Raw genomic sequence first — 20,175 nt, 5'->3', positions numbered from 1 at the left:
TGTCTGCATGATGGCGGCCAGATGTCCGGGACTAGGCGGTTTTACGCCGGCTCCAGGATGCCGCGACTTGCGCGCAGATCACGATCTGGCAATTTCCTCGTGAAGCCCCGGCCCGAACACGGGGTGCCACGAAGGGACAGAACGGCGTGAAACGCATCCTGACGCGGGCAGCCCTGTGCGGCGTCCTCCTCGCCTCGTTGACCGCCTGTGGCGCACGCGCGCCCGAAGGGGGCGACGTTACCCGCCGCGCTGGCCTCGACACCGGCATGCTGTCACGGGCGATCCGGGTCGCGACGAAGATGGACGCCCAGGGACAGCGCGTCTGGTGCGTCCCCTTCGCCCGCAACGCCACCGGCATCGAGATCAAGGGCGACGCCGGCACCTGGTGGACGCAGGCCAAGGCGCCCTACGTCAAAAGCCAGACCCCCGCTACCGGCGCCATCATGGCGTTCAGCTCCTCGTCCAAGCTCAGCCGCGGTCACCTCGCGGTCGTGTCCCGCCGCATCTCGGACCGCGAAATCACGATCCATCACGCGAACTGGCACCGCAACAAGGTCTCGCTCGACATGGGCGTGATCGACGTATCCGAAGCCGGCGACTGGTCGAAGGTTCGTGTCGAAAGCCAACCTGGCGTCTATGGCGGCACCTATCCGGTCGACGGCTTCATCCTGCGCCCGCGCGGCTAGATCCTAGGCGGCGCACGCGACCTGCTGCCCCAGAGCATCCCGGCTGCCGGCCCAGATGCCGGGCAGCTGCGACAGGCGTTCATCCGGCACAGCCCCGTCGGTCTTGAATGACCGCTCCACCCCGCACAGCGCCTTGTAAAGCTGCATCAGCCCAAAGCTCGCCGCGGCCCCCGCAAGATCATGGGCCAGCCGCCCGCGCTGTTCGATCGGCTGCGCGGGGTCCGCGAGGGTCGGCAGGTCGCGCTCCATCTGACGCGACAGGGCCGCGACCAGGCCGGCCGTGCGATCCGCCCCCAGCGTCGCAAGCATGGAGCCGACCATCTCGGCCCGGCACAGCGGCTCAGGGGCCGCCGCACCGGCGGTCCGGGTCACGCGGAGCACCGTTTCGGCGAGCCGCGCCCGGTCGAGCGGCTTGGTGACGCAGGCATCCAGTCCGGCCGCGCGGAACGCCTCGACCTCTTCAGGCAGCGCGTGGGCGGTTACCCCGACGATAGGCGCACCCGCCGACGGGCCGCCACCCGACCTGATGCGCCGCGCCGATGTGGGCCCATCCATCACCGGCATCGAGATATCCATCAGGATCGCGTCAAAGGCCTCCGTCTCGGCGCGGGCGACGCCCTCCATCCCGTCGCGCGCCTCGACCACCTCGTGCCCTTCAGCCCGCAGGAAGTCGCGCGCGATGAGGCGGTTGATGTCGTTATCCTCGACCAGCAGGATTCGCAGCGACCCCGGCGCCGCGTCCGGCTGAGAGACCGCCTTCCCCACCGGCACGCGCAGCCAAAAGGTGCTGCCGACCCCCTGCTCGCTTTCCACGCCGATCGTCCCGCCCAGCCGGCCCACGATGCGCTTGGCGATGCCCAGCCCCAGGCCCGTTCCCCGGTTCCGCCGCGCATAAGAGGGATCGGCCGTCTCGAAATCGCCGAAGATCCGCTCGCGGTCCTCGGGCGCGATCCCGATGCCCGTATCCGACACCCGGATCACCAGCGCCTCCCCCTCGTCCTCCAGATCGGCCGCGATCTCCACCCGCCCCTCGGGGGTGAACTTGATGGCGTTGCCGACTAGGTTCAGCAGGACGTGCCGCAGCATCCGCGGGTCCCCGATCAGCCGATCCGTCACCTTCGGTCCGCGCGTCCACGTCAGCGCCAGCCCCGCCGAATCAGCCATCGGGCTCACGGTCTCGATCACGCACTCCATCAGCACGGACAGGTCAAAGCTGCGCGGCTCGACATCAACCTTTCCGGCATCGAACTTCGCGAGGTCGAGCAGGTCCTCGACCAGCCCCAGGATCATCTGGCCCGAGCGGCCCATCGTGTTCACCAGCTCCTGCTGCCGGTCGTCCAGCGGCGTATCGCGCAGCAGTTCAAGCGTGCCGAGGACGCCGTTCAGGGGGGTGCGCATCTCGTGGCTCATCACGGCAAGGAAGTCGGCCTTGGCGCGCTCTCCCGTCAGCGCACGGTCGCGCGCCTCGCGCAGCGCCGCCTCGGTCGCGCGGCGTTGCGAGATGTCGCGCAGAAAGGCCACCTGCGCATACCCGTTGGGCGTATTCGTCGCATCGACCGAGACCTCGATCGGGATCGTCCGCCCATCGGCCCGCGCCGTTGCCTCGAGCCACCGCTCGTCCGGCCCCGGCCGCCGCCCCTCGGTCAGGAAGGCCAGGCGGTCCCGCGCCTCGCCCTCTTCGAACAAGAGCGACAACATGTCCCTGCCCACCACCTGCTCGGCATTCAGGCCGAACAGCGCCTGCGCGACCTCGTTGACCATCCGGATCCGCCCCCGCGCATCGAGCACGAAGATCGCGTCCAGCGAAGTTTCCACGATCGTGCGCATCCGGCTCGACTGGCTCTCGATCTCGCGCGCGCGGTTCTCGGTGATGCGGAACAGCACGAGCAGCGTCGCCGCCAGCACGACGAGGCCCGCGACCCCCGCCCCCAGCATCTGCGCCGACATGTTGAGCGACTCGCGCACGCCTTCCCACAGGGCGCCGCTGCGCGCGAAGGCGGTCGACGCGCCGGCCAGCACGCTGTCGCGCACCGACGGCTCCACCGCCGCGGACAGGGCCAGAAGCGTCGGCAGCGCCGTGCGAAGCTCTGCATCCGGCGCGTCGATCATCGGCAGCGCGGTCCGGGCAAAGCCGCGCACCTCCTCGAACGGCTCCATGAATTCGGGCGTCCCGAGGTAGTGCGCGAACATCTTCGCCGTCTCCGGCGGCATGACGCGCGAATAGAAGATGTCGAACCACAGGCGCAGATCGTCGAGGTCGCCCTGCCCCGACGCCGCCGCCCGCAGCGCGCGGTCGAACTTGACGTACTCGACCTCGATCTGCGCCACGCCGAACAGGTTGGACTCGGACGGCGCGACGCCATGCTCCTGGATCTGCCGCGCGATCGACGTGCCCAGCAGCAGGCACGCGACGCTCAGAAGGATGAGGGTCGCGCCCAGGAACGGCAGCCTGTGGGCGGGCCGGCCGAACGGCCCCAGTCGTCGCAACGGCATCCTCGACCTCGTCTCCGGCGCATCGAAGCGACGCCTAGTCGATCACCTCGATCCGATCCAGCTGCCAGATGCTGCGATTGTAGAACTCTTCGGTCTGGTAGGCCTCGTCCGCGTCCCACGGGAACACGATCCAGAGCGGCCCCTTGTCGCGCAGCGGCATCTCCGCGCCGTTGCGGCGATAGGCGACCAGCGCGCCCTCCAGCGTCTTCGGGTCCAGCGGAAAGTCGATGTGGTAGTCGTTCAGCGCCCAGGCCTGGACGGTGTCGCCCGTTGCACAGACCGCCTGTAGCAGCGCGTGGAGCGGCACGCCCTCGAACTCCTGCGCGCCGTCCGTCCAGATCGTGGTCGTGCGGACCGTGTCGGTCCCGAGCGCTTCGAGAGCGTCCAGATCGAACGACGCCACGTCTTCGTCATTCGTGCAGCCGATTTCGCCGCTGATCGTCAGGATCGGGACGTCCGGCGCGGCGGGCAGCAGGTTGACGCTTGCCGCAGCGGACCAGGCAAAGACGATGAACGAAGGGGCAAGCAGTCGGAGCATTCAGGCGATTCCTCGGCAGTTCATGCGGATGCAGCCTGCACCGTCACGCCTGCGAAGTCATGCCCGATGACATCGGCAACGGGCACGCCGCAATCGACGTGCCCGGCAGGGGTCAGACCGCGATGTTCGGGATGATCTGCTTCTTGCGGCTGACAATGCCCGGCAGGACCACGGTGTCGCCGTCGCCGCAGACGGTCGAGAAGCTCTTCTCGGCGATCTGGCGCACTTCGTCGTTCTGCAGGATCATCGTCGCCTGCTGCTCGAGGATGTCGACGATGAAGAACAGCACGTGGTCCACGCCGTCCTCCGACGCGACGCGGCCGGTCGCTTCCTTCAGCCCGTCCTTGCGCTTCAGCACGGTATCGGGCGACGTCGTCTCGAGCACCGAGACGCGGAACTTCCTGCCCTCGATCTCGTGCTCCTTGGAATCCATCCGCAGCAGCTCGTCATCCGAGAACTTCGAGACGTCGGACTTGGCAGCGAACATCTCGGCCGCGTAGCCGGGGATCTGGATACCCAGCTCGGACGCGAGCCGCTCGGCCAAGTCGCGGTCGTGGTCGGTGGTGGTGGGCGAGCGGAACTCCAGCGTGTCGGACAGGATGCACGACAGCATCACGCCCTTGATCGTGTCGGGCATGCGGCCGGCGTCGTCACCCATCATGTCGAACATGATCGTCGCGGTGCAGGCCAGCGGCTGGATGTTGATCTCGATCGGGCCCTTGGTGGTCAGGCCGCCGACCAGCCGATGGTGGTCGATGATCTGGCAGATAGACGCGTCCTTGATGCTCTCGGGCAGCTCGGCGGGGTTGTTGGTGTCGACGATCACGACCTCCTGTCCGGCATCCAGACCGTCGATGATCTGCGGCTTCTGCACTTCCCAGCGATCGAGCATCCAGTTGGCCTCGGTGTTGGGCTCGCCCTGAAGTGCGGGCTCGGCCGTCCGGCCTTTCACCTCATTGAGGTACCAGGACCAGATGATCGGAGATCCGGTGGCGTCGGTGTCGGGGGACTTGTGGCCGAGGACGAGGGTGGTCATGGGGCGAACTCCTGATGGGCGGGCCTTTCTTCGCGGCGGTGTATAGGCTTACGGCTCGCGCTTGTCACCCGGCCGTGAACGGGGCACGAAGGGGCGCATGACGCTACGGGAAAGCGACCTCTACGCGCCGGTGAAACGGCTGCTCGAAGAACAGGGCTACGAGGTCAAGGGCGAGGTCGGGACGCTCGACGTCATGGCCGTGCGCGACTGCGAGCCACCCGTGGTGGTCGAGCTGAAGCTGTCCTTCACCCTGTCGCTCGTCCACCAGGGCGTAGCCCGGCAGGCGCTGAGCGACCACGTCTACCTCGCCGTGCCCAAGGGCGTGCGGCGCGACGACCGGCGCAACGTAACGCTCTGCCGCAGGCTCGGCCTCGGGCTGATCGTCGTGCGGCTCTCGGATGGCCGGGTCGAGGTTCTCTGCGATCCTGCCCCCTACCGCCCCCGCAGCTTCCCCAAGCGAACCGCCCGGCTGCTGCGCGAGTTCGCCCGCCTCGACGGCGACCCGAACGAGGGTGGCGGTACGCGGCGGGGGCTGATGACGGCCTACCGGCAGGACGCGCTGCGCCTCGTCGCGGCCTTGGGCGACGGCCCACGGACCGGTGCCGACCTCGCCCGCGAAACCGGCATCCCGCAGGCGCGCCGGATCATGGCCGACAACCACCACGGCTGGTTCACCCGCGTCTCTCGCGGGCTCTACGGCCTCAGCGCTTCGGGGCGGGAGATGGCCGAAAACGAGGGATAACAGGCGCTTTCAGTCCGACCGGAATCGCACGAAGCTCCTACAGGACTCTCAAAAGATTCCTACGCCAATCCGACGCCCCAATTTGTTTCCGAGCGGCGCGTTGCCCCCCGTTGACAGCCTCGTGCGACCCGCATATCTCCGGCTCGTTAGCACTCAGCCTCACAGAGTGCCAACACCAGACAATTTTGAACCAAGGAGCGTTCAGAGATGGCCTTCACCCCCCTTCACGACCGTGTCCTGGTCCGCCGCGTCGAGTCCGACGAGAAGACCAAGGGCGGCCTGATCATCCCCGACAGCGCCAAGGAAAAGCCCCAGGAGGGCGAAGTGGTCGCCGTTGGCGCCGGTGCCCGTGACGAGGACGGCGAGCGGATCGCGATGGACGTCAAGCAAGGCGATCGCATCCTCTTCGGCAAGTGGTCCGGCACCGAGATCACCATCGACGGCGAAGAGCTTCTGATCATGAAGGAATCGGACATCCTCGGCGTCACTGCCTGAGCCCGTCCGCTTTCCTTTCCAACTGAAACGACAGACAAGGAGCAACCAACATGGCTGCCAAGGACGTCAAGTTCGACACGAATGCCCGCGACAAGATGCTCAAGGGCGTCAACATCCTGGCCGACGCGGTCAAGGTGACCCTGGGCCCCAAGGGTCGTAACGTCGTCATCGAGAAAAGCTTCGGCGCGCCCCGCATCACCAAGGACGGTGTGTCGGTCGCCAAGGAGATCGAGCTCGAGGACAAGTTCGAGAACATGGGCGCGCAGATGGTGAAGGAAGTTGCTTCCCGCACCAATGACGAAGCCGGCGACGGCACCACCACCGCCACCGTGCTGGCCCAGGCCATCATCAAGGAAGGCGTCAAGTCCGTTGCCGCCGGCCTGAACCCGATGGACCTCAAGCGCGGCATCGACCTGGCCACCGCCAAGGTCGTCGAGCAGATCCGCGCCGCCGCCCGCGACGTGTCGGGCTACGACGAAGTTGCCCAGGTCGGCACCATCTCGGCCAACGGCGAAGCCGAGATCGGCCGCCAGATCGCCGACGCGATGGAAAAAGTCGGCAACGAGGGTGTCATCACCGTCGAAGAGAACAAGGGCCTCGAGACCGAGACCGACGTCGTCGAAGGCATGCAGTTCGACCGCGGCTTCCTCAGCCCCTACTTCGTGACCAACGCCGACAAGATGGTCGCGGATCTCGACGACTGCATCATCCTGCTGCACGAGAAGAAGCTCTCGTCGCTGCAGCCGATGGTTCCGCTGCTCGAGCAGGTGATCCAGTCGCAGAAGCCGCTTCTGATCATTGCCGAGGACGTGGAAGGCGAAGCGCTCGCCACCCTCGTGGTCAACAAGCTGCGTGGCGGCCTGAAGATCGCCGCCGTCAAGGCTCCGGGCTTCGGCGACCGCCGCAAGGCCATGCTGCAGGACATCGCGATCCTGACCGGCGGTCAGGTGATTTCGGAAGACCTCGGCATGAAGCTCGAGAATGTCACGATGGACATGCTCGGCTCGGCCAAGAAAGTGTCGATCACCAAGGACGAGACCACCATCGTCGACGGTGCCGGCGACAAGGCCGAGATCGAAGCTCGCGTCAGCCAGATCCGCACGCAGATCGAGGACACCACCTCGGACTACGACCGTGAAAAGCTGCAGGAACGTGTTGCCAAACTGGCCGGCGGCGTTGCCGTCATCCGCGTCGGCGGCATGACCGAGGTCGAGGTGAAAGAGCGCAAGGATCGCGTCGATGACGCCCTGAACGCCACCCGCGCCGCGGTGCAGGAAGGTGTCGTGGTCGGCGGCGGTGTTGCCCTGATCCAGGCTGCCAAGGTCCTCGACGGGCTGCAGGGTGCCAACAACGACCAGAACGTCGGCATCTCGATCGTGCGCAAGGCTCTCGAAGCCCCGCTGCGCCAGATCGCCCAGAACTCGGGCGTCGACGGCTCGGTCGTCGCGGGCAAGATCCGCGAGAGCGAAGACAAGGCCTTCGGCTTCAACGCGCAGACCGAAGAGTATGGCGACATGTTCAAGTTCGGCGTGATCGACCCCGCGAAGGTCGTCCGCACCGCGCTTCAGGACGCCGCGTCGATTGCCGGTCTTCTGATCACGACCGAGGCGATGATCGCCGACAAGCCGCAGAAAGAAGGCCAGGGCGGCGGTGGCATGCCCGACATGGGTGGCATGGGCGGCATGATGTAAAGCCTTACGGCCATCTGAAGTCTTGCGAGGGGCGGTCCAACGGGCCGCCCCTTTTCTTTGGCCGGTCCCGGTTCTAGTTTTGGGCACTTCCCCTTCGGACCAGTTACCATGATTCGACCATTCGCCCTTGCAACCGCTTTCGCCGCCGCGTCTGGCGCAGCCCAGGCGGGACCGTGCGACTACAAACCCTCGCAACTGGCGGTCATGGCGGCCGACAGCCTGACCGGAGAAACGGCCACCGGCGCCGCACGTCAGGCGGGGCACTATGCTCTCCTGCATCCGGGCACCACCGCATCGGCAGCCAGCACCGCCGCGGGCACCGTCGCCGGCGCGACGGCCCAGATCGGCGGCATCGGCGCGATCCTGATGGCACCCGTCACGCTGACCGTAGGCTCGGTCGCTGCTGCCGGCGGCGCGCTGTTCGAGGGTGCATGCTATTTTCAGGTGCAGCGCATCACCGACCCCGAGCACGTCCGGCAGGTGTTGGCCGACGTCGCCGCCAATGACCCCCGCGCCACGCTGGTCCCCGCGGCCGAGGGCGAGTCGCTCGAGCTGAACATCGGCGGCGAGGTGCAAAGCTACGACGTGGCGCGGCTCTACATCGCGGACGGCCGGCTGAAGCATCGCGACCGGCTGCGCAACACGGACCTCGGCCCGATCGTCCTGGTCGCGCCCGAGGCCGCCGGCTGAGCCTCGCGCTAGACAACATCGAACGATGGAGATTCGCGAGATCAGGGATGGCGAGCACCCCGCCATGCACACGGTGGTCGAAGCCGCGTTCGATCGTGCTCGCGAGGCCGAGTTGATCGACCGCCTTCACGCGGACGGAGCTGTCCTCTGCGACCTCGTCGCTGTCGAGGGCGGTCGCATAGTCGGGCAAACTACGCTGTCGCGCATGGTCCACCCCGGGCGCTGGGCCTGCCTCGCCCCCCTCTCGGTCCACCCCAACCACCAGCGCCGCGGCATCGGCGGCCGACTGGCCGAGGCGGCAGCGTGGTTCGAAGGAGCCGAGGCGGTCGTCGTTCTGGGCGATCCCGCGTTCTACAGCCGCCACGGCTTTCTGCCTGCGCCCAAAGGGCTGACCTCACCCTTCCCCGTCTCGCACACGCTTGTCGCCGGGCGGGGCGCGGTTACCGCGTTGGAATACCCCGCAGCCTTTTCATGAGGATCTTTCTGCTGACCCTCGTGGTGATGACGGCCTTTGCGGCGAATTCGGTGCTGAATCGCGCCGCGGTCGGAGGAGGGCATATCGGGTCGCTCGACTTTGCCGCGCTACGCCTCGTGTCGGGCACGGTCGTGCTGGCGGTCGTGGCAAGCCTCACCGGCGGCCGCCGCTGGCTGAGCGCGTTTCGGCCGGTGAACATCGGGGCGCTGTCGCTCTACATGCTCGCTTTCTCGTTCGCCTACCGGGTGCTTCCCGCGGGCGCCGGGGCGTTGATCCTGTTCGGCACGGTGCAGATCACGATGTTCGGCGGCGCCATCGCGGGCGGCGAATGGATCCCGTGGCAGCGCTGGCTCGGGGCAGCGCTGGCCCTCGCTGGACTCGGTTGGATGCTGCTGCCCGGCACCCAAGGGCTGCCGATTGCCGCCGCCGTGACGATGGCCGCTGCAGGCGTTGGCTGGGGCATCTATTCGCTGCGCGGGCGGGCCGGCGGACCCCCGATCGACACTACGGCGGCGAGCTTCCTGGGGGCCGTGCCGCTCGGTTTTCTGGCGTGGGCGCTGGCGCCGGACGGGGCGCTGAACGGTCACGGAGTGACGCTGGCGATCCTGTCGGGCGCGGTGACCTCGGGCCTCGGGTACGCCCTGTGGTACGCCATCCTGCCGGCGCTTGGGGCAACACGGGCTGCACTATGGCAGTTGACGGTGCCGGTGATTGCGGTGCTGGCGGGAACGGTGCTTCTGGGCGAGGCAGTCACTGCGCGGCTGGTCCTGTCCTGCGCGCTGGTGGTGGGCGGAGTCGCCTTCGGCCTCGCCGCACCGCGCCGGCAGACGTGAATGGCGTTGTGCCGGGCGAGCGCTAGAACTTGGGGCATGGTCCGGCTCCTCTTCGTCCTTTTCCTGCTCTTGCCTCTGCCCGCCCGCGCGGCCGAATGCGTCGTCCTGCTGCACGGGCTCGCCCGCTCGTCGCTGTCGATGGAGGTCATGGCCGAGGCGCTGCAAGAAGCCGGATTCGCCACCGCCAACGTGAACTACGGCTCGACCGATGCGCCCATCGCCGAACTGGTCGAGCGGGCCGTACCCCCGGCCGTCGAGGCATGCGGTGGCGCGCGTGTGCATTTCGTCACGCACAGCCTCGGCGGCATCCTTGTGCGCGCTTGGCTGCAGGACCACCGCCCCGAGAAGATGGGCCGCGTGGTCATGCTGGCCCCGCCGAACCACGGAACCGAACTGGTGGACGCGTTCGGCGATCTTGCCCCCTTCGCATGGATCAACGGCCCGGCGGGTCTGCAGCTTGGAACCGGGCCCGACAGCGTGCCGAACCAGCTCGACCTGCCCCGGTTCGAGCTGGGCGTCATCGCCGGGAACCGGACGCTCAACCCGGTCTATTCGTCGATCATCGAAGGACCCGATGACGGCAAGGTCTCGATCGAGAGCGCGCGGGTCGAGGGGATGGACGATTTCATCGTCCTTCCGGTCTCGCACACGTTCATGATGCTGCGCCCCTCGGTGATCGAGCAGGTGATCGCGTTCCTTCGGACGGGGCAGTTCACGCGCTAGCGCAGCCGGTTGACGTGCCCCATCTTGCGCCCCGGCCGCGTCTCGGATTTGCCATAGAGATGCAGCGCAGCACCTGGCTCGGCCGCGATCTGCGCCACACGGTCCATGTCGTCGCCGATCAGGTTCTCCATCTCGGTATCGGAATGGCGCTGCCCATCGCCCAGCGGCCAGCCGGCCACGGCGCGGATATGCTGCTCGAACTGGTCGATCACGCAGCCGTTCTGCGTCCAGTGCCCCGAGTTATGGACCCGCGGCGCGATCTCGTTCACGACGAGGCCGGCTTCCGTCACGAAAAGCTCGACCCCCAGCACGCCGACATAATCAAGCGCCGTCAGGATGCGCGACGCGATCAGCACCGCATCCGTGGCCATCGCATGAGGAATGCCGGCGGGTACGGCGGTGCGGCGCAAGATGCCGTCCTCGTGGACATTCTCGCCCGGGTCGAAACAGGCCACCCGGCCATCCAGGCCACGCGCGCCGATCACGCTGATCTCCTTGGTGAAGGGCACGAACCCTTCGAGGATCGCGGGCGCAGCTTGCAGGGACGCGAGAGCTGCCTCGGCCTCGTCGGACGCCGAGATCCGCGCCTGTCCCTTGCCGTCATAGCCGAAGCGCCGGGTCTTGAGAATCGCCGGCGTGCCGATGCGTTCCAGCGCGTCGGCCAGGGCAGCGGCGTCGGGAATGTCGGCGAAGGGTGCGACGGCAAGACCAAGCTCCGACAGCCAGGTCTTTTCCGTCAGCCGGTCCTGGCTGACCCGCAGCGCCTCGCGATTCGGGCGGATGGGCCGGTGCGCCTCGAGGATGTCCAGCGCGGCGGTCGGGATGTTCTCGAACTCGTAGGTGACGACATCGACGCCTTGCGCGAAGGCGGTCAGCGCGGCCTCGTCGGTGAAGTCGGCGGCAGTGTGGTGGCACGCGACCTCGGCAGCGGGCGGCGCCTCCGATGGGTCGTAGACGTGGACACGCAGCCCCAGCCGCCCGGCCGCCACGGCAAGCATCCGGCCAAGCTGTCCACCGCCCAGTATGCCGATGGTCGAGCCGGGGGAAAGAGGTTCAGTCATCGGTCGGCTCCTCGGGGATCGAGGCCGAAAGGTCGGCGCGCCAGCGGTCCAACCGTTCGGCAAGCGCGGGGTCGGACAGCGCGAGGATCTGCGCGGCCATCAGCCCGGCATTCGCGGCCCCTCCGATCGCCATGGTCGCGACGGGATAGCCGCGCGGCATCTGCACGATGGAATACAGCGAATCCACGCCCGACAGCGCCTTCGTCTGCACCGGCACGCCGATCACCGGCACGCGGGTTTTCGACGCCATCATGCCCGGCAGGTGCGCCGCGCCCCCTGCCCCGGCGACGATCGCCTTTAGGCCACGCTCGACCGCCGATTTGCCGTAGTCCCACAGGCGGTCCGGCGTCCGGTGCGCCGACACGATGCGCGTCTCGTAGACCACGCCCAGCTCGTCCAGGATGTCGGCCGCAGCCTTCATCGTCGACCAGTCGGACTGGCTGCCCATGATGATGCCGACATCCGCCATTCCGGAGCTCCCTGCCGTTTCGCGGCGGACCATAGCAGCCGCGCGGACGGGGGCAACTCAGGCGATGATGTCGGGAAGCAGGCGATCCTCGATATCGGCGATCCGATCCTTGAGCTGCAGCTTGCGCCGCTTGAGCCGCTGGAGGGTCAGCATGTCGCCGCGCCCGGCCTCTTGCAGCGCACGGACGGCCTCGTCGAGGTCGCTATGCTCGCGCTTGAGCACCTCGAGCTTCACGCGAAGCATCTCGGCGTCTTCCATGCGGTGGTGGTCAAGCGAGGCGTCATCCATGCGACGGTTTTGCACCTCCGGGACGCCTGCCGCAAGAGTTTCGAACATCTTGTGCCAAGGAAGCTTGGTCACCATATTCTTATCAAGCGGTTGCCGGAACGGGGCCGCGGGACAGAGCACAGTCGCTTTACATGAAGGACGTGTCGATGACGAAACTCGCCTTGGGGGCACACCCCTTCCTGCTCGGCTTCGACGAACTCGAGCGCCTCGTGGAACGCACCGCGAAATCCGATAGCGGGGGCGGCTATCCGCCCTACAACATCGAGCAGACTGGAGAGACTGCCTATCGCATCACGCTCGCCGTGGCAGGATTCGGCGACTCCGATCTCGGGATCACGGTCGAGGACCGACAGCTCGTGATCCGCGGGCGGATCGCGGCCTCGGAAGAAGAGCGGGTGTTCCTCCACCGCGGAATCGCGGCGCGGCAGTTTCAGCGCAGCTTCGTGCTGGCCGACGGGGTCGAGGTCGCACGTGCGCACATGGAAAACGGCCTTCTTCACATCGATCTGACGAAAGCTCTGCCCGAGAGCGTCGTCCGCACGATCAACATATCGAAAGGTGAGGACCAATCATGAACGAGTCCTACGAGAACGTCATCCGCACGCCGGAAAACATCGTCTACGTCCGGCCGGTCGCGATCAACGACCTGCCCGAGGAAATCCAGGAGCAGGCACAGGGCCTGAACGAGCTCTACGCCGTCCATAACGGCGAGGGCGAGCGCCTCGCCCTCGTCAGGGACCGCAAGCTGGCCTTTGTGGTCGCGCGCCAGAACGACATGGCGCCCGTGTCGGTCCACTGAACCGGCTCAAGCCCCGCGGGACCCGCGGGGCTTTTCCTTTTCCTCGGGTTTCGAGCCTAGGCGCGGCCGCCACGGGATGGCACACAGGGGACGAAACCCCGATGCCAACCGCGGAACGCCATGACCCAGCTTATCCAAGCCCTCTCTGACATCTCTGACGACTACGACGCGCTGTTCTGCGATCTCTGGGGATGCCTGCATGACGGCGTCGTCGCCTTCCCCGACGCAGTCGCCGCTCTCGAAGCCTACCGGGACCGCGGCGGCATGGTCGTCCTTTTGACCAATGCCCCCCGCCCCCGGGCCGAAGTGGCCGAGCAGATTGCGAAGTTCGGAATCCCCGAAAGCGCATGGGACACGATCGCCACCTCGGGGGACGCCGCGCGGGTGGCCCTGTTCACCGGCGCCGTGGGCTCGACCGTCTTCCACATCGGCGAGCCGAGGGACGAGGGGTTCTTCGAGCCCCTCGCGATCATCGATAATCCGGTGAAGATCTCGCGCACCACGGACCTGTCGCAGGCGACCGGCGTCGTCTGCACCGGCCCCTTCGATCCCTCGGCCGATCCGACGACCCTGCGTCCGATCCTCCTTGAGGCGAAAACGCGCAGGCTGCCGATGCTGAACGCCAATCCCGACATTGTCGTGGACCGCGGCGACCGGCGCGAGTTCTGCGGCGGTGCGGTCGCACAGCTCTACGAACAGATGGGCGGCACCGTCCACGCTTTCGGCAAGCCGCACCCGCCGGTCTACGACATGGCCCGCCGCCGCCTGGCCGAGGCCGGCGGCTCCGACATCTCGGACAGTCGCATCCTTGCGGTTGGCGATGGCATCCTGACCGACGTGAAGGGCGCGATCGGCGAAGGACTCGACTCGCTCTTCATCACGGGCGGGCTTGCTGCGGCCGACATCCACCTCAAGGGTGTGCTGGATCGGACGCGCCTCGACGCCTTCATCACGAACGAAGGTCTTTCGCCCACCTACGCCTTGGGGATGTTGCGATAGCGAAAGGAACCGGGGAACCTTTCTGCGGCTGCGAAGTAATATACTTGCGCAACGCATTGCTAAAGTGATATCAAGTTGCGCAACAGGAAGCTTCCGATGGAGGGCGACATGCTCGATGCAACTGGCGGCAAGGGTCCGATCTATATCGAGGACATGAAGGTCGGCCTGACCCGGCACCTCGACAAGACAGTGACCGACCGTGACATTGAACTCTTTGCCGAGGTGTCCGAGGATCGCAACCCGGTCCACCTGAACGACGCCTATGCCAAGACCACCATGTTCGAGGGCCGGATCGCCCACGGAATGCTGACTGCGGCGCTGATATCGGCGGTGATCGGCGAACAGCTGCCCGGCCACGGCACCGTTTACCTGCGCCAGAACATGGCCTTCCTTGCGCCTGTCCGCCCAGGTGACACCGTCCGCGCCGAGGTCGAGGTGCTGGAGGTGGACGAACGCAAGCGCCGCGTGACCCTCGCCACCCGCTGCCGCGTGGGTAAGACGGTCGTGCTGCGCGGCGAGGCGCTGGTTCTCGCCCCGACGCGCGCGGCAGGCTGACACTTGCAGGCGCGCGGGCGCAAGGCTACGTCGCGCGCATGCGCATACTTCGCAGCCACGCCGATCTGACGGCCGACGACCGCAACGCTTCGGCCGCCATCGGGAACTTCGATGGGGTGCACCGGGGCCACCAGGCCGTTCTGGATCTCGCCCGCAAGGAGGCCAAGGCCCGCGGCGTCCCCCTCGGCGTCGTTACGTTCGAGCCGCACCCGCGCGAGGTCTTTGCGCCCGACGCCCCACCCTTCCGCCTGATGAACGCCGAGACCAAGGCCCACCGCCTTGCCCGGCTGGGCGTCGACTGCCTGTTCGAACTGCCGTTCGACAGCGCTCTTTCGTCCCTCACCCCCGAGGCCTTCGCGCAGGACGTGCTGGCGGACGGGCTGGGCCTGTCCCACGCAGTGGTCGGGGCAAACTTTCGCTTCGGCAAGGGCCGCGCCGGGGACACCGACCAACTATGCGCATTCGGCGCGCGGATGGATTTTGACGTCACCGTAGCCGAGCTGCTGGAAACGGGCGACAGGCAGATCAGCTCGACCCGCATCCGCGAGGTCCTGGGCGAAGGAAACCCCCGCCGCGCCGCCGAGATGCTGGGCCATCTGCACCGGATCGACGGCCCCGTAATCCACGGCGAAAAGCGCGGCCGGCTGTTGGGCTATCCGACCGCGAACATGTCGATGGAAGGGCTGCACCTGCCCAGGCTCGGCGTCTATGCCGTTACCGTGGACGTCCTGTCGGGACCGCATGCCGGGACCTATCGCGGCGTCTCGTCGCTGGGCGTGCGCCCGATGTTCGGCCAGAATACCCCGAACCTCGAAACCTACATCTTCGACTTCGATGCCGATCTCTACGACACGCACCTGTCGGTCGGCCTCGTGTCCTTCCTGCGGGGCGAAGAGCGGTTCGATACGCTCGACGCGCTGATCGCGCAGATGGATGCCGACAGCCGCCAAGCGCGCGAGATCCTGGCATGAGCCGCGACCCCATCCGCCGCCAAGTAGGGCGTCCGCGCTTTTGGGAGCGCTACGCGCTCGACCAGCTTTCGAACGCCGAGTGGGAGGCCCTCTGCGATGGATGCGGGAAATGCTGCCTCAACAAGCTCGAAGACGAGGATACGGGCGAGATTGCCCTGACCTGCGTCTCCTGCCGCCTCTTCGACGACGAAAGCTGCCGCTGCTCGCAATACGACATCCGCAAGCAGTTCGTGCCCGAATGCGTCCAGCTGTCGCCCGAGCGCATGGACGAGGTGAGCTATTGGCTGCCCCAGACCTGCGCCTACCGCCTGCTGCACGAGGGGAAGCAGCTTTTCCACTGGCACCCGCTGATCTCGGGCAATCCTGAGACGGTGCACGAGGCCGGCGTGTCGGCCCGCGGCATCACCGTCCCCGAGTTCGAGGTGGACGAGGAGGATTGGGAGGACCACATCATCGAGGAGCCCACCTGATGCATTTCGCCTCTGACAATTCCGGCCCGGCCCATCCCAAGGTGATGGAGGCGCTTATCGCCGCGAACGAGGGCTACGCCATGCCCTACGGCGCCGAAAGCGCGATGGAAGGCGTGCGCGAGCGCCTGCGCGACATGTTCGGCGCGCCCGACGCGGCAGTATATCTCGTTGCCACCGGGACGGCTACGAACTCCCTCCTGCTCGCGGCGATGAGCCGGCCGTGGCAGGCGATCTACTGTTCCGAGGTCGCGCATATCGAAGAGGACGAGTGCGGCGCGCCCGAATTCTTTACCGACGGCGCCAAGCTGGCCCTGATCGATGCACCGGACGCTCTGATGTCCCCCGACGCCCTGCGCGCCCGGATCGAGGCGACGGATCAGGGCGTCGTCCACGGCGTGCAGCGTGGTCCAGTCTCGATCACGACGGTGACCGAGCGCGGGACGGTCTATTCGCTCGACCACCTGCACGCGCTGGTCGGCGTGGCGGGCGACTTCGGCCTTCCGGTTCAGCTCGACGGCGCACGGTTCGGCAACGCCGTTGCAGCGCTTGACTGCGCGCCGCGCGATCTGACGCAGGGCATCACCGCGCTGAGCTTCGGGGGCACCAAGAACGGCCTTTTGGGTGTCGAGGCCGCGGTGATCTTCGACCCCGAGCTGGCGTGGGAGTTCGAGCTGCGGCGCAAGCGTGCCGGGCACCTCTTCTCGAAGCATCGCTTCCTGTCGGCGCAGATGGCGGCGTATCTTCAGGACGACCTGTGGCTCGACATGGCAGGTCAGGCGAATGCGGCCGCCCGGCGGCTGGTCGCGGGGATCAACCGCATTCCAGAGGCGAAGCTGGCGCACCCCGCCGACGCGAACATCGTCTTCGCCACCTTCCCCCGCGCGGCGCATCGCCGCCTGCGCGAGGCCGGGGCGCAGTTCTACTCGGACGGATCGATGGAGGGGCCGGAGGATGCGCTTCTCCGCGCGCGCCTCGTCTGCGACTGGTCCGCGACCGAGGCCGACACCGATCGGTTCCTCGACATCCTCGCCGGCTGACGGTCACGCGTCGCAAAGCTCGAGGTGCGCCCGCACAAGGTCCGCAACCTCTTGCGGGTGCGTGATCGGCGCCATGTGACCCGCCCCCTGGACTACCTCGATTCGCATGTTCGGCAGGCGTCGTGACAGCGTATCGAAGATTGCGGGGATCACCGGATGGCTTCGCCCGCCCCGGATCAACATGACGGGTGCGGTCACCGCTTCCAGTCGCTCCGGGGCGAGGACCCCATTGGCATCGTCGTCCAGCGCCGGTTCCGTGGCCGCGACGAGAGGGATGCGATCCGTCATTGCCGTCCTCACCGGCGGCGGAAGCGCATCCCACGGCTGGGGCGCGCCCCAGATCCCCGTGAAGGCGCGTGTCGCCGCCTCGGCATCGCCCGAAGCGATTGCCTGAATGATGGGCGCGTGGTCCTGCTGATACGTCCGGTAGGCATCGCTGCCCTTCGCGGCGGCAAACAGGACTGGTTCGACCAGCACCGCGCTGCGCACCAGGTCGGGACGGCGCACCATGAGCGACAGCGCAACGACTGCGCCGAGCGAGTGGCCCACGATGTCACGGGGGCCGTCGCAGAACGTTTCGGCCACGTCGGTCGCACGGGCCACGAAGTCGCCGCTCTGGTCCCAGTCGGCGCTCTGCCCGTGGCCCGGAAGGTCGATCGCAGTCATGGAAAGGTCGGTGCCCAGCCGCTCCATCACCGGCCTGAGCGCGCGCGACGACGCGAGCGAGCAGTGCAGGAATAGCGCCGGGCGCGGGCCTTGGCCCACGTTGATCCAGTGCGTCCCGATCCCCGCGCGGGAGTCTTCAGGCACTCCGGCGTCCGAGGTGCCAGTTCAGGTGCGGCAGCCGGTCCTGTCCCCAGAACCGCTGGTCGTCATCGGTGATGTAGAACGGCGCGCCGAACACACCTGCAGAGACGGCCTCGTCGAGGTTCCGCGCGTATTCTTCGGCGCCCGCCAGCATCCCTGCCGTGGCTAATGCCCGGTCGAAGCCGGTCGCGTCGAGACATCCGGCAATCACGTCATCCTCGGCGATGTTCCGCTCCTCGACCCAGCAGGCGCGGCAGAGCTTGTGGACCAGCGCACCCAAGTCGCCACCGCCGGCCTTCTGTGCTGCGATGATCGCGAAGGACGACGGCGCGGAATTGGTCGGCCAGTACATCGGCGACGGGTTGATCGGCATGTCCTGCATGGTTGCCACGCGCTGCATGTCCTGCAGGCGATAGTCTTGGCGGTTCGGGTGCCGGTCCTTCGGCGGCACGCCGCCCGTCCGGCCGAACAACTGGACGACATCCAACGGTCTGTATCTGATCTCGGCCCCGTGGCGCGCGGCGATTTCTTCAAGCCGGGTGCCGGCAAGGTAAGTGAAGGGTGAGATGGTCGAGAAGTAGTAGTCGATTCGGGTCACACCGGCGCTCCTGTCCGCGCGTTCATCTTCCCGCAGCAGCTATGCCTGTGATACCGGGCGTCAACGTACGAGTCGCGACGGAAATCCGAGGACGCCCATGCCCAGCACCCAAGAGCCCAAGCTCATCGCAGGTAACGCCAACCCGACCCTTGCCCGCGCCATCGCGCGGCGGATGTCGATGCACCGGGGGCAGAGCCTGGATCTGGTCAATGCGCGGGTGGAACGGTTCAACGACGCCGAGATCTTCGTCGAGGTCTACGAGAACGTCCGCGGCGAGGACATGTTCATCATCCAGCCGACCTCGAACCCGGCGAACGACAACCTGATGGAACTGCTGATCATGTCCGACGCGCTGCGCCGATCGTCGGCGGCGCGCATCACCGCCGTCATCCCCTACTTCGGCTACGCGCGGCAGGACCGTCGCACGAAGGCCCGGACGCCCATCACAGCCAAGCTGGTGGCCAACATGCTGACCGAGGCGGGCATCGAGCGCGTGCTGACCATGGACCTGCACGCCGCGCAGATTCAGGGGTTCTTCGACATCCCGGTGGACAACCTTTATGCTTCACCCGTCTTCGCGCTGGACCTGAAGAACGCTTTCAGAGGCCGGATGCAGGACGTCATGGTCGTCTCGCCCGACGTGGGCGGCGTGGGCCGCGCCCGCGATTTGGCCAAGCGGATCAACGCCCCGCTCTCCATCGTGGACAAGCGTCGCGAGAACCCCGGCGAAGTCGCCGAGATGACGGTGATCGGCGACGTCACCGGCAAGACCTGCATCATCGTCGACGACATCTGCGACACGGCCGGTACGCTGTGCAAGGCGGCCGACACGCTGATGCAGCAGGGTGCTGCCGAGGTTCATGCCTACATTTCGCACGGCGTCCTCTCGGGCCCGGCGGTCGAGCGGATCTCGAACTCGGTGATGAAGACCCTCGTCATCACCGATTCGATCGAGCCCACCGCCGCCGTGCGAGACTGCGAGGCGATCCGCATCGTCCCGACCGCACCGATGTTCGCGCAGGCCATCCTGAACATCTGGAACGGCACCTCGGTCAGCTCTCTGTTCGAGCCCGAGACCCTCGGCCCGATCTACGAGGGCCTTTATTCCGACGACTGATGCGGCGCTGCGGCGGTTGAGGCGAGTGAGGCTATTCGCCACAAAGAACCAGTGACGCTCATAGCCTTCGGCGGCTCAAGGCCCGCTGAAAGCATGACCGCCCAGTCTGTCATGGCACTCGCATGCTCAAGTGGATTCCGTGCTACTTACACCGACACCGGCACGCTTATCAGCTGGGCCTGCAGATGGCTGGTCGAGTCAATGCGTCTGCTACGCCCGATCCTCTAGCATAGCGCCGTAAGGATGAGGGAGCGGCCTCGCTGCAGATCATGTCCCTCATCGCAAGCCTCACATTCATCCGATCGCCGCCGGCCCCACGCCGCAGGCTCATGATCCCGGCAAGCAGCGCCTAGAGCTTACCGCTGCCTGTTGCGGTCGGATGCCTTTCGCGTGGCACTATGGAACATAGCCAGCCACGGTTTTGCCCGCACAGTTCAAGCAAGAATGCCGCGGCGGCTCGGACTGGAGCCTTAGACTTGATCGCGGAGCGGACCAGCCCTCAGCCGCGGCGAAGTGTGGAGAAACGTGAGAAATAGTGAGCTGCATCGGCTCAGGACCCATTAATCAGGTTGAGGCTGTGCGGCCCGCATGATTCACGGCCC

Annotated in this window: 24 protein-coding genes; 16 read left to right on the top strand and 8 right to left on the bottom strand. The window is 66.9% G+C overall.

Annotation, left to right across the window (positions count from 1 at the left end; genetic code table 11):
• The first annotated feature begins 146 nt into the window (after positions 1-146).
• Entirely contained in the window at positions 147-686 is a 540-nt protein-coding gene (locus ACFDS3_RS14500) for a CHAP domain-containing protein (RefSeq protein ID WP_375263066.1), read from the top strand.
• A gap of 3 nt (positions 687-689) precedes the next feature.
• Here ACFDS3_RS14500 and ACFDS3_RS14495 read toward each other — a convergent pair whose 3' ends face one another.
• The 3 genes from ACFDS3_RS14495 to ACFDS3_RS14485 form a co-directional block, all read right to left on the bottom strand.
• Positions 690-3,179, bottom strand: a complete 2,490-nt coding sequence (locus tag ACFDS3_RS14495; protein WP_375263065.1) for an ATP-binding protein — start codon at positions 3,177-3,179, stop codon at positions 690-692.
• 34 nt (positions 3,180-3,213) lie between these two features.
• Positions 3,214-3,717 (bottom strand): oxidoreductase, encoded by a 504-nt coding sequence (locus tag ACFDS3_RS14490; protein ID WP_375263064.1) that lies wholly within the window; start codon positions 3,715-3,717, stop codon positions 3,214-3,216.
• A gap of 112 nt (positions 3,718-3,829) precedes the next feature.
• Complete coding sequence (locus ACFDS3_RS14485) at positions 3,830-4,753, bottom strand: manganese-dependent inorganic pyrophosphatase (protein WP_375263063.1); 924 nt, start codon at positions 4,751-4,753, stop codon at positions 3,830-3,832.
• A 97-nt stretch (positions 4,754-4,850) separates the two neighbouring features.
• Between ACFDS3_RS14485 and ACFDS3_RS14480 the strand changes: the two genes are divergently transcribed.
• From ACFDS3_RS14480 to ACFDS3_RS14450, 7 genes are all read left to right on the top strand, one after another.
• Positions 4,851-5,495: a DUF2161 domain-containing phosphodiesterase gene (locus ACFDS3_RS14480; RefSeq protein ID WP_375263062.1), complete on the top strand. Its 645-nt coding sequence runs from the start codon at positions 4,851-4,853 to the stop codon at positions 5,493-5,495.
• A 207-nt stretch (positions 5,496-5,702) separates the two neighbouring features.
• Positions 5,703-5,990: a co-chaperone GroES gene (groES, locus tag ACFDS3_RS14475; RefSeq protein WP_085853114.1), complete on the top strand. Its 288-nt coding sequence runs from the start codon at positions 5,703-5,705 to the stop codon at positions 5,988-5,990.
• A gap of 50 nt (positions 5,991-6,040) precedes the next feature.
• Entirely contained in the window at positions 6,041-7,681 is a 1,641-nt protein-coding gene (groL, locus tag ACFDS3_RS14470; RefSeq protein ID WP_375263061.1) for a chaperonin GroEL, read from the top strand.
• Between the two features lie 108 nt (positions 7,682-7,789).
• Complete coding sequence (locus ACFDS3_RS14465) at positions 7,790-8,371, top strand: hypothetical protein (protein ID WP_375263060.1); 582 nt, start codon at positions 7,790-7,792, stop codon at positions 8,369-8,371.
• Between the two features lie 25 nt (positions 8,372-8,396).
• On the top strand, positions 8,397-8,846 hold the full coding sequence (locus ACFDS3_RS14460) for a GNAT family N-acetyltransferase (RefSeq protein WP_375263059.1): 450 nt from the start codon (positions 8,397-8,399) through the stop codon (positions 8,844-8,846).
• A complete protein-coding gene (locus ACFDS3_RS14455; protein WP_375263058.1) occupies positions 8,843-9,679 on the top strand; it encodes a DMT family transporter in 837 nt (278 codons plus the stop codon). The genes ACFDS3_RS14460 and ACFDS3_RS14455 overlap by 4 nt, the downstream gene beginning before the upstream one ends.
• Before the next feature lie 36 nt (positions 9,680-9,715).
• Positions 9,716-10,402 carry an esterase/lipase family protein gene (locus ACFDS3_RS14450; protein WP_375263057.1) on the top strand — a complete coding sequence of 229 codons (687 nt, stop codon included), beginning with the start codon at positions 9,716-9,718 and terminating at the stop codon, positions 10,400-10,402.
• Here ACFDS3_RS14450 and ACFDS3_RS14445 read toward each other — a convergent pair.
• Genes ACFDS3_RS14445 through ACFDS3_RS14435 form a run of 3 tightly spaced genes read right to left on the bottom strand, consistent with a single transcriptional unit; the run spans position 10,399 to position 12,190 of the window.
• Complete coding sequence (locus ACFDS3_RS14445; RefSeq protein ID WP_375263056.1) at positions 10,399-11,463, bottom strand: 5-(carboxyamino)imidazole ribonucleotide synthase; 1,065 nt, start codon at positions 11,461-11,463, stop codon at positions 10,399-10,401. The genes ACFDS3_RS14450 and ACFDS3_RS14445 overlap by 4 nt on opposite strands.
• Positions 11,456-11,932 (bottom strand): 5-(carboxyamino)imidazole ribonucleotide mutase, encoded by a 477-nt coding sequence (gene purE / locus ACFDS3_RS14440; protein ID WP_375263055.1) that lies wholly within the window; start codon positions 11,930-11,932, stop codon positions 11,456-11,458. The genes ACFDS3_RS14445 and purE overlap by 8 nt, the downstream gene beginning before the upstream one ends.
• A gap of 57 nt (positions 11,933-11,989) precedes the next feature.
• Positions 11,990-12,190, bottom strand: coding sequence for a YdcH family protein (locus ACFDS3_RS14435; RefSeq protein ID WP_375263067.1), 201 nt, complete (start codon positions 12,188-12,190; stop codon positions 11,990-11,992).
• Between the two features lie 176 nt (positions 12,191-12,366).
• Between ACFDS3_RS14435 and ACFDS3_RS14430 the strand changes: the two genes are divergently transcribed.
• From ACFDS3_RS14430 to ACFDS3_RS14400, 7 genes are all read left to right on the top strand, one after another.
• The gene (locus tag ACFDS3_RS14430; RefSeq protein ID WP_375263054.1) at positions 12,367-12,795 is read left to right on the top strand and encodes an Hsp20 family protein; all 429 of its coding nucleotides are present in this window, start codon (positions 12,367-12,369) and stop codon (positions 12,793-12,795) included.
• A complete protein-coding gene (locus tag ACFDS3_RS14425; RefSeq protein ID WP_375263053.1) occupies positions 12,792-13,019 on the top strand; it encodes a DUF1150 family protein in 228 nt (75 codons plus the stop codon). The genes ACFDS3_RS14430 and ACFDS3_RS14425 overlap by 4 nt, the downstream gene beginning before the upstream one ends.
• Positions 13,020-13,139: 120 nt before the next feature.
• Positions 13,140-14,018: a TIGR01459 family HAD-type hydrolase gene (locus ACFDS3_RS14420; protein ID WP_375263052.1), complete on the top strand. Its 879-nt coding sequence runs from the start codon at positions 13,140-13,142 to the stop codon at positions 14,016-14,018.
• A gap of 96 nt (positions 14,019-14,114) precedes the next feature.
• On the top strand, positions 14,115-14,573 hold the full coding sequence (locus tag ACFDS3_RS14415; protein WP_375263051.1) for a MaoC family dehydratase: 459 nt from the start codon (positions 14,115-14,117) through the stop codon (positions 14,571-14,573).
• A 38-nt stretch (positions 14,574-14,611) separates the two neighbouring features.
• Positions 14,612-15,544 carry a bifunctional riboflavin kinase/FAD synthetase gene (locus tag ACFDS3_RS14410; protein ID WP_375263050.1) on the top strand — a complete coding sequence of 311 codons (933 nt, stop codon included), beginning with the start codon at positions 14,612-14,614 and terminating at the stop codon, positions 15,542-15,544.
• Positions 15,541-16,014: a YcgN family cysteine cluster protein gene (locus ACFDS3_RS14405; RefSeq protein ID WP_375263049.1), complete on the top strand. Its 474-nt coding sequence runs from the start codon at positions 15,541-15,543 to the stop codon at positions 16,012-16,014. Before ACFDS3_RS14410 ends, ACFDS3_RS14405 begins: the two co-directional genes overlap by 4 nt.
• The gene (locus tag ACFDS3_RS14400; RefSeq protein ID WP_375263048.1) at positions 16,014-17,051 is read left to right on the top strand and encodes a threonine aldolase family protein; all 1,038 of its coding nucleotides are present in this window, start codon (positions 16,014-16,016) and stop codon (positions 17,049-17,051) included. The genes ACFDS3_RS14405 and ACFDS3_RS14400 overlap by 1 nt, the downstream gene beginning before the upstream one ends.
• Positions 17,052-17,054: 3 nt before the next feature.
• On the opposite strand, the gene ACFDS3_RS14395 is transcribed toward ACFDS3_RS14400, so the two are convergent.
• Both ACFDS3_RS14395 and ACFDS3_RS14390 read right to left on the bottom strand, forming a co-directional pair.
• The gene (locus ACFDS3_RS14395) at positions 17,055-17,861 is read right to left on the bottom strand and encodes an alpha/beta fold hydrolase (RefSeq protein WP_375263047.1); all 807 of its coding nucleotides are present in this window, start codon (positions 17,859-17,861) and stop codon (positions 17,055-17,057) included.
• A complete protein-coding gene (locus ACFDS3_RS14390; RefSeq protein WP_375263046.1) occupies positions 17,854-18,456 on the bottom strand; it encodes a 2-hydroxychromene-2-carboxylate isomerase in 603 nt (200 codons plus the stop codon). Before ACFDS3_RS14390 ends, ACFDS3_RS14395 begins: the two co-directional genes overlap by 8 nt.
• Positions 18,457-18,553: 97 nt before the next feature.
• Here ACFDS3_RS14390 and ACFDS3_RS14385 point away from each other — a divergent pair, with 97 nt between their 5' ends.
• Positions 18,554-19,573, top strand: a complete 1,020-nt coding sequence (locus ACFDS3_RS14385; protein ID WP_375263045.1) for a ribose-phosphate pyrophosphokinase — start codon at positions 18,554-18,556, stop codon at positions 19,571-19,573.
• Positions 19,574-20,175 lie beyond the last annotated feature (602 nt).

It is taken from the genome of Palleronia sp. (genome assembly GCF_042089775.1).
Lineage (GTDB): Bacteria > Pseudomonadota > Alphaproteobacteria > Rhodobacterales > Rhodobacteraceae > Palleronia.
The sequence above is the reverse complement of the archived record's forward strand: the minus strand, read 5'-3'. Positions and strand labels throughout refer to the sequence as shown.

Excerpts from the sequence above, each read along its gene's own strand:
- ACFDS3_RS14455 (WP_375263058.1), top strand. The coding sequence starts at position 8,843 with ATGAGGATCTTTCTGCTGACCCTCGTGGTGATGACGGCCTTTGCGGCG.
- ACFDS3_RS14490 (WP_375263064.1), bottom strand. The coding sequence starts at position 3,717 with ATGCTCCGACTGCTTGCCCCTTCGTTCATCGTCTTTGCCTGGTCCGCT.
- ACFDS3_RS14400 (WP_375263048.1), top strand. The coding sequence starts at position 16,014 with ATGCATTTCGCCTCTGACAATTCCGGCCCGGCCCATCCCAAGGTGATG.
- ACFDS3_RS14420 (WP_375263052.1), top strand. The coding sequence starts at position 13,140 with ATGACCCAGCTTATCCAAGCCCTCTCTGACATCTCTGACGACTACGAC.
- groL (WP_375263061.1), top strand. The coding sequence starts at position 6,041 with ATGGCTGCCAAGGACGTCAAGTTCGACACGAATGCCCGCGACAAGATG.
- purE (WP_375263055.1), bottom strand. The coding sequence starts at position 11,932 with ATGGCGGATGTCGGCATCATCATGGGCAGCCAGTCCGACTGGTCGACG.
- ACFDS3_RS14450 (WP_375263057.1), top strand. The coding sequence starts at position 9,716 with ATGGTCCGGCTCCTCTTCGTCCTTTTCCTGCTCTTGCCTCTGCCCGCC.
- ACFDS3_RS14385 (WP_375263045.1), top strand. The coding sequence starts at position 18,554 with ATGCCCAGCACCCAAGAGCCCAAGCTCATCGCAGGTAACGCCAACCCG.
- ACFDS3_RS14465 (WP_375263060.1), top strand. The coding sequence starts at position 7,790 with ATGATTCGACCATTCGCCCTTGCAACCGCTTTCGCCGCCGCGTCTGGC.
- ACFDS3_RS14415 (WP_375263051.1), top strand. The coding sequence starts at position 14,115 with ATGGAGGGCGACATGCTCGATGCAACTGGCGGCAAGGGTCCGATCTAT.
- ACFDS3_RS14430 (WP_375263054.1), top strand. The coding sequence starts at position 12,367 with ATGACGAAACTCGCCTTGGGGGCACACCCCTTCCTGCTCGGCTTCGAC.
- ACFDS3_RS14480 (WP_375263062.1), top strand. The coding sequence starts at position 4,851 with ATGACGCTACGGGAAAGCGACCTCTACGCGCCGGTGAAACGGCTGCTC.
- ACFDS3_RS14495 (WP_375263065.1), bottom strand. The coding sequence starts at position 3,179 with ATGCCGTTGCGACGACTGGGGCCGTTCGGCCGGCCCGCCCACAGGCTG.
- ACFDS3_RS14410 (WP_375263050.1), top strand. The coding sequence starts at position 14,612 with ATGCGCATACTTCGCAGCCACGCCGATCTGACGGCCGACGACCGCAAC.
- ACFDS3_RS14425 (WP_375263053.1), top strand. The coding sequence starts at position 12,792 with ATGAACGAGTCCTACGAGAACGTCATCCGCACGCCGGAAAACATCGTC.
- ACFDS3_RS14460 (WP_375263059.1), top strand. The coding sequence starts at position 8,397 with ATGGAGATTCGCGAGATCAGGGATGGCGAGCACCCCGCCATGCACACG.
- ACFDS3_RS14445 (WP_375263056.1), bottom strand. The coding sequence starts at position 11,463 with ATGACTGAACCTCTTTCCCCCGGCTCGACCATCGGCATACTGGGCGGT.
- ACFDS3_RS14485 (WP_375263063.1), bottom strand. The coding sequence starts at position 4,753 with ATGACCACCCTCGTCCTCGGCCACAAGTCCCCCGACACCGACGCCACC.
- ACFDS3_RS14405 (WP_375263049.1), top strand. The coding sequence starts at position 15,541 with ATGAGCCGCGACCCCATCCGCCGCCAAGTAGGGCGTCCGCGCTTTTGG.
- groES (WP_085853114.1), top strand. The coding sequence starts at position 5,703 with ATGGCCTTCACCCCCCTTCACGACCGTGTCCTGGTCCGCCGCGTCGAG.
- ACFDS3_RS14435 (WP_375263067.1), bottom strand. The coding sequence starts at position 12,190 with ATGGAAGACGCCGAGATGCTTCGCGTGAAGCTCGAGGTGCTCAAGCGC.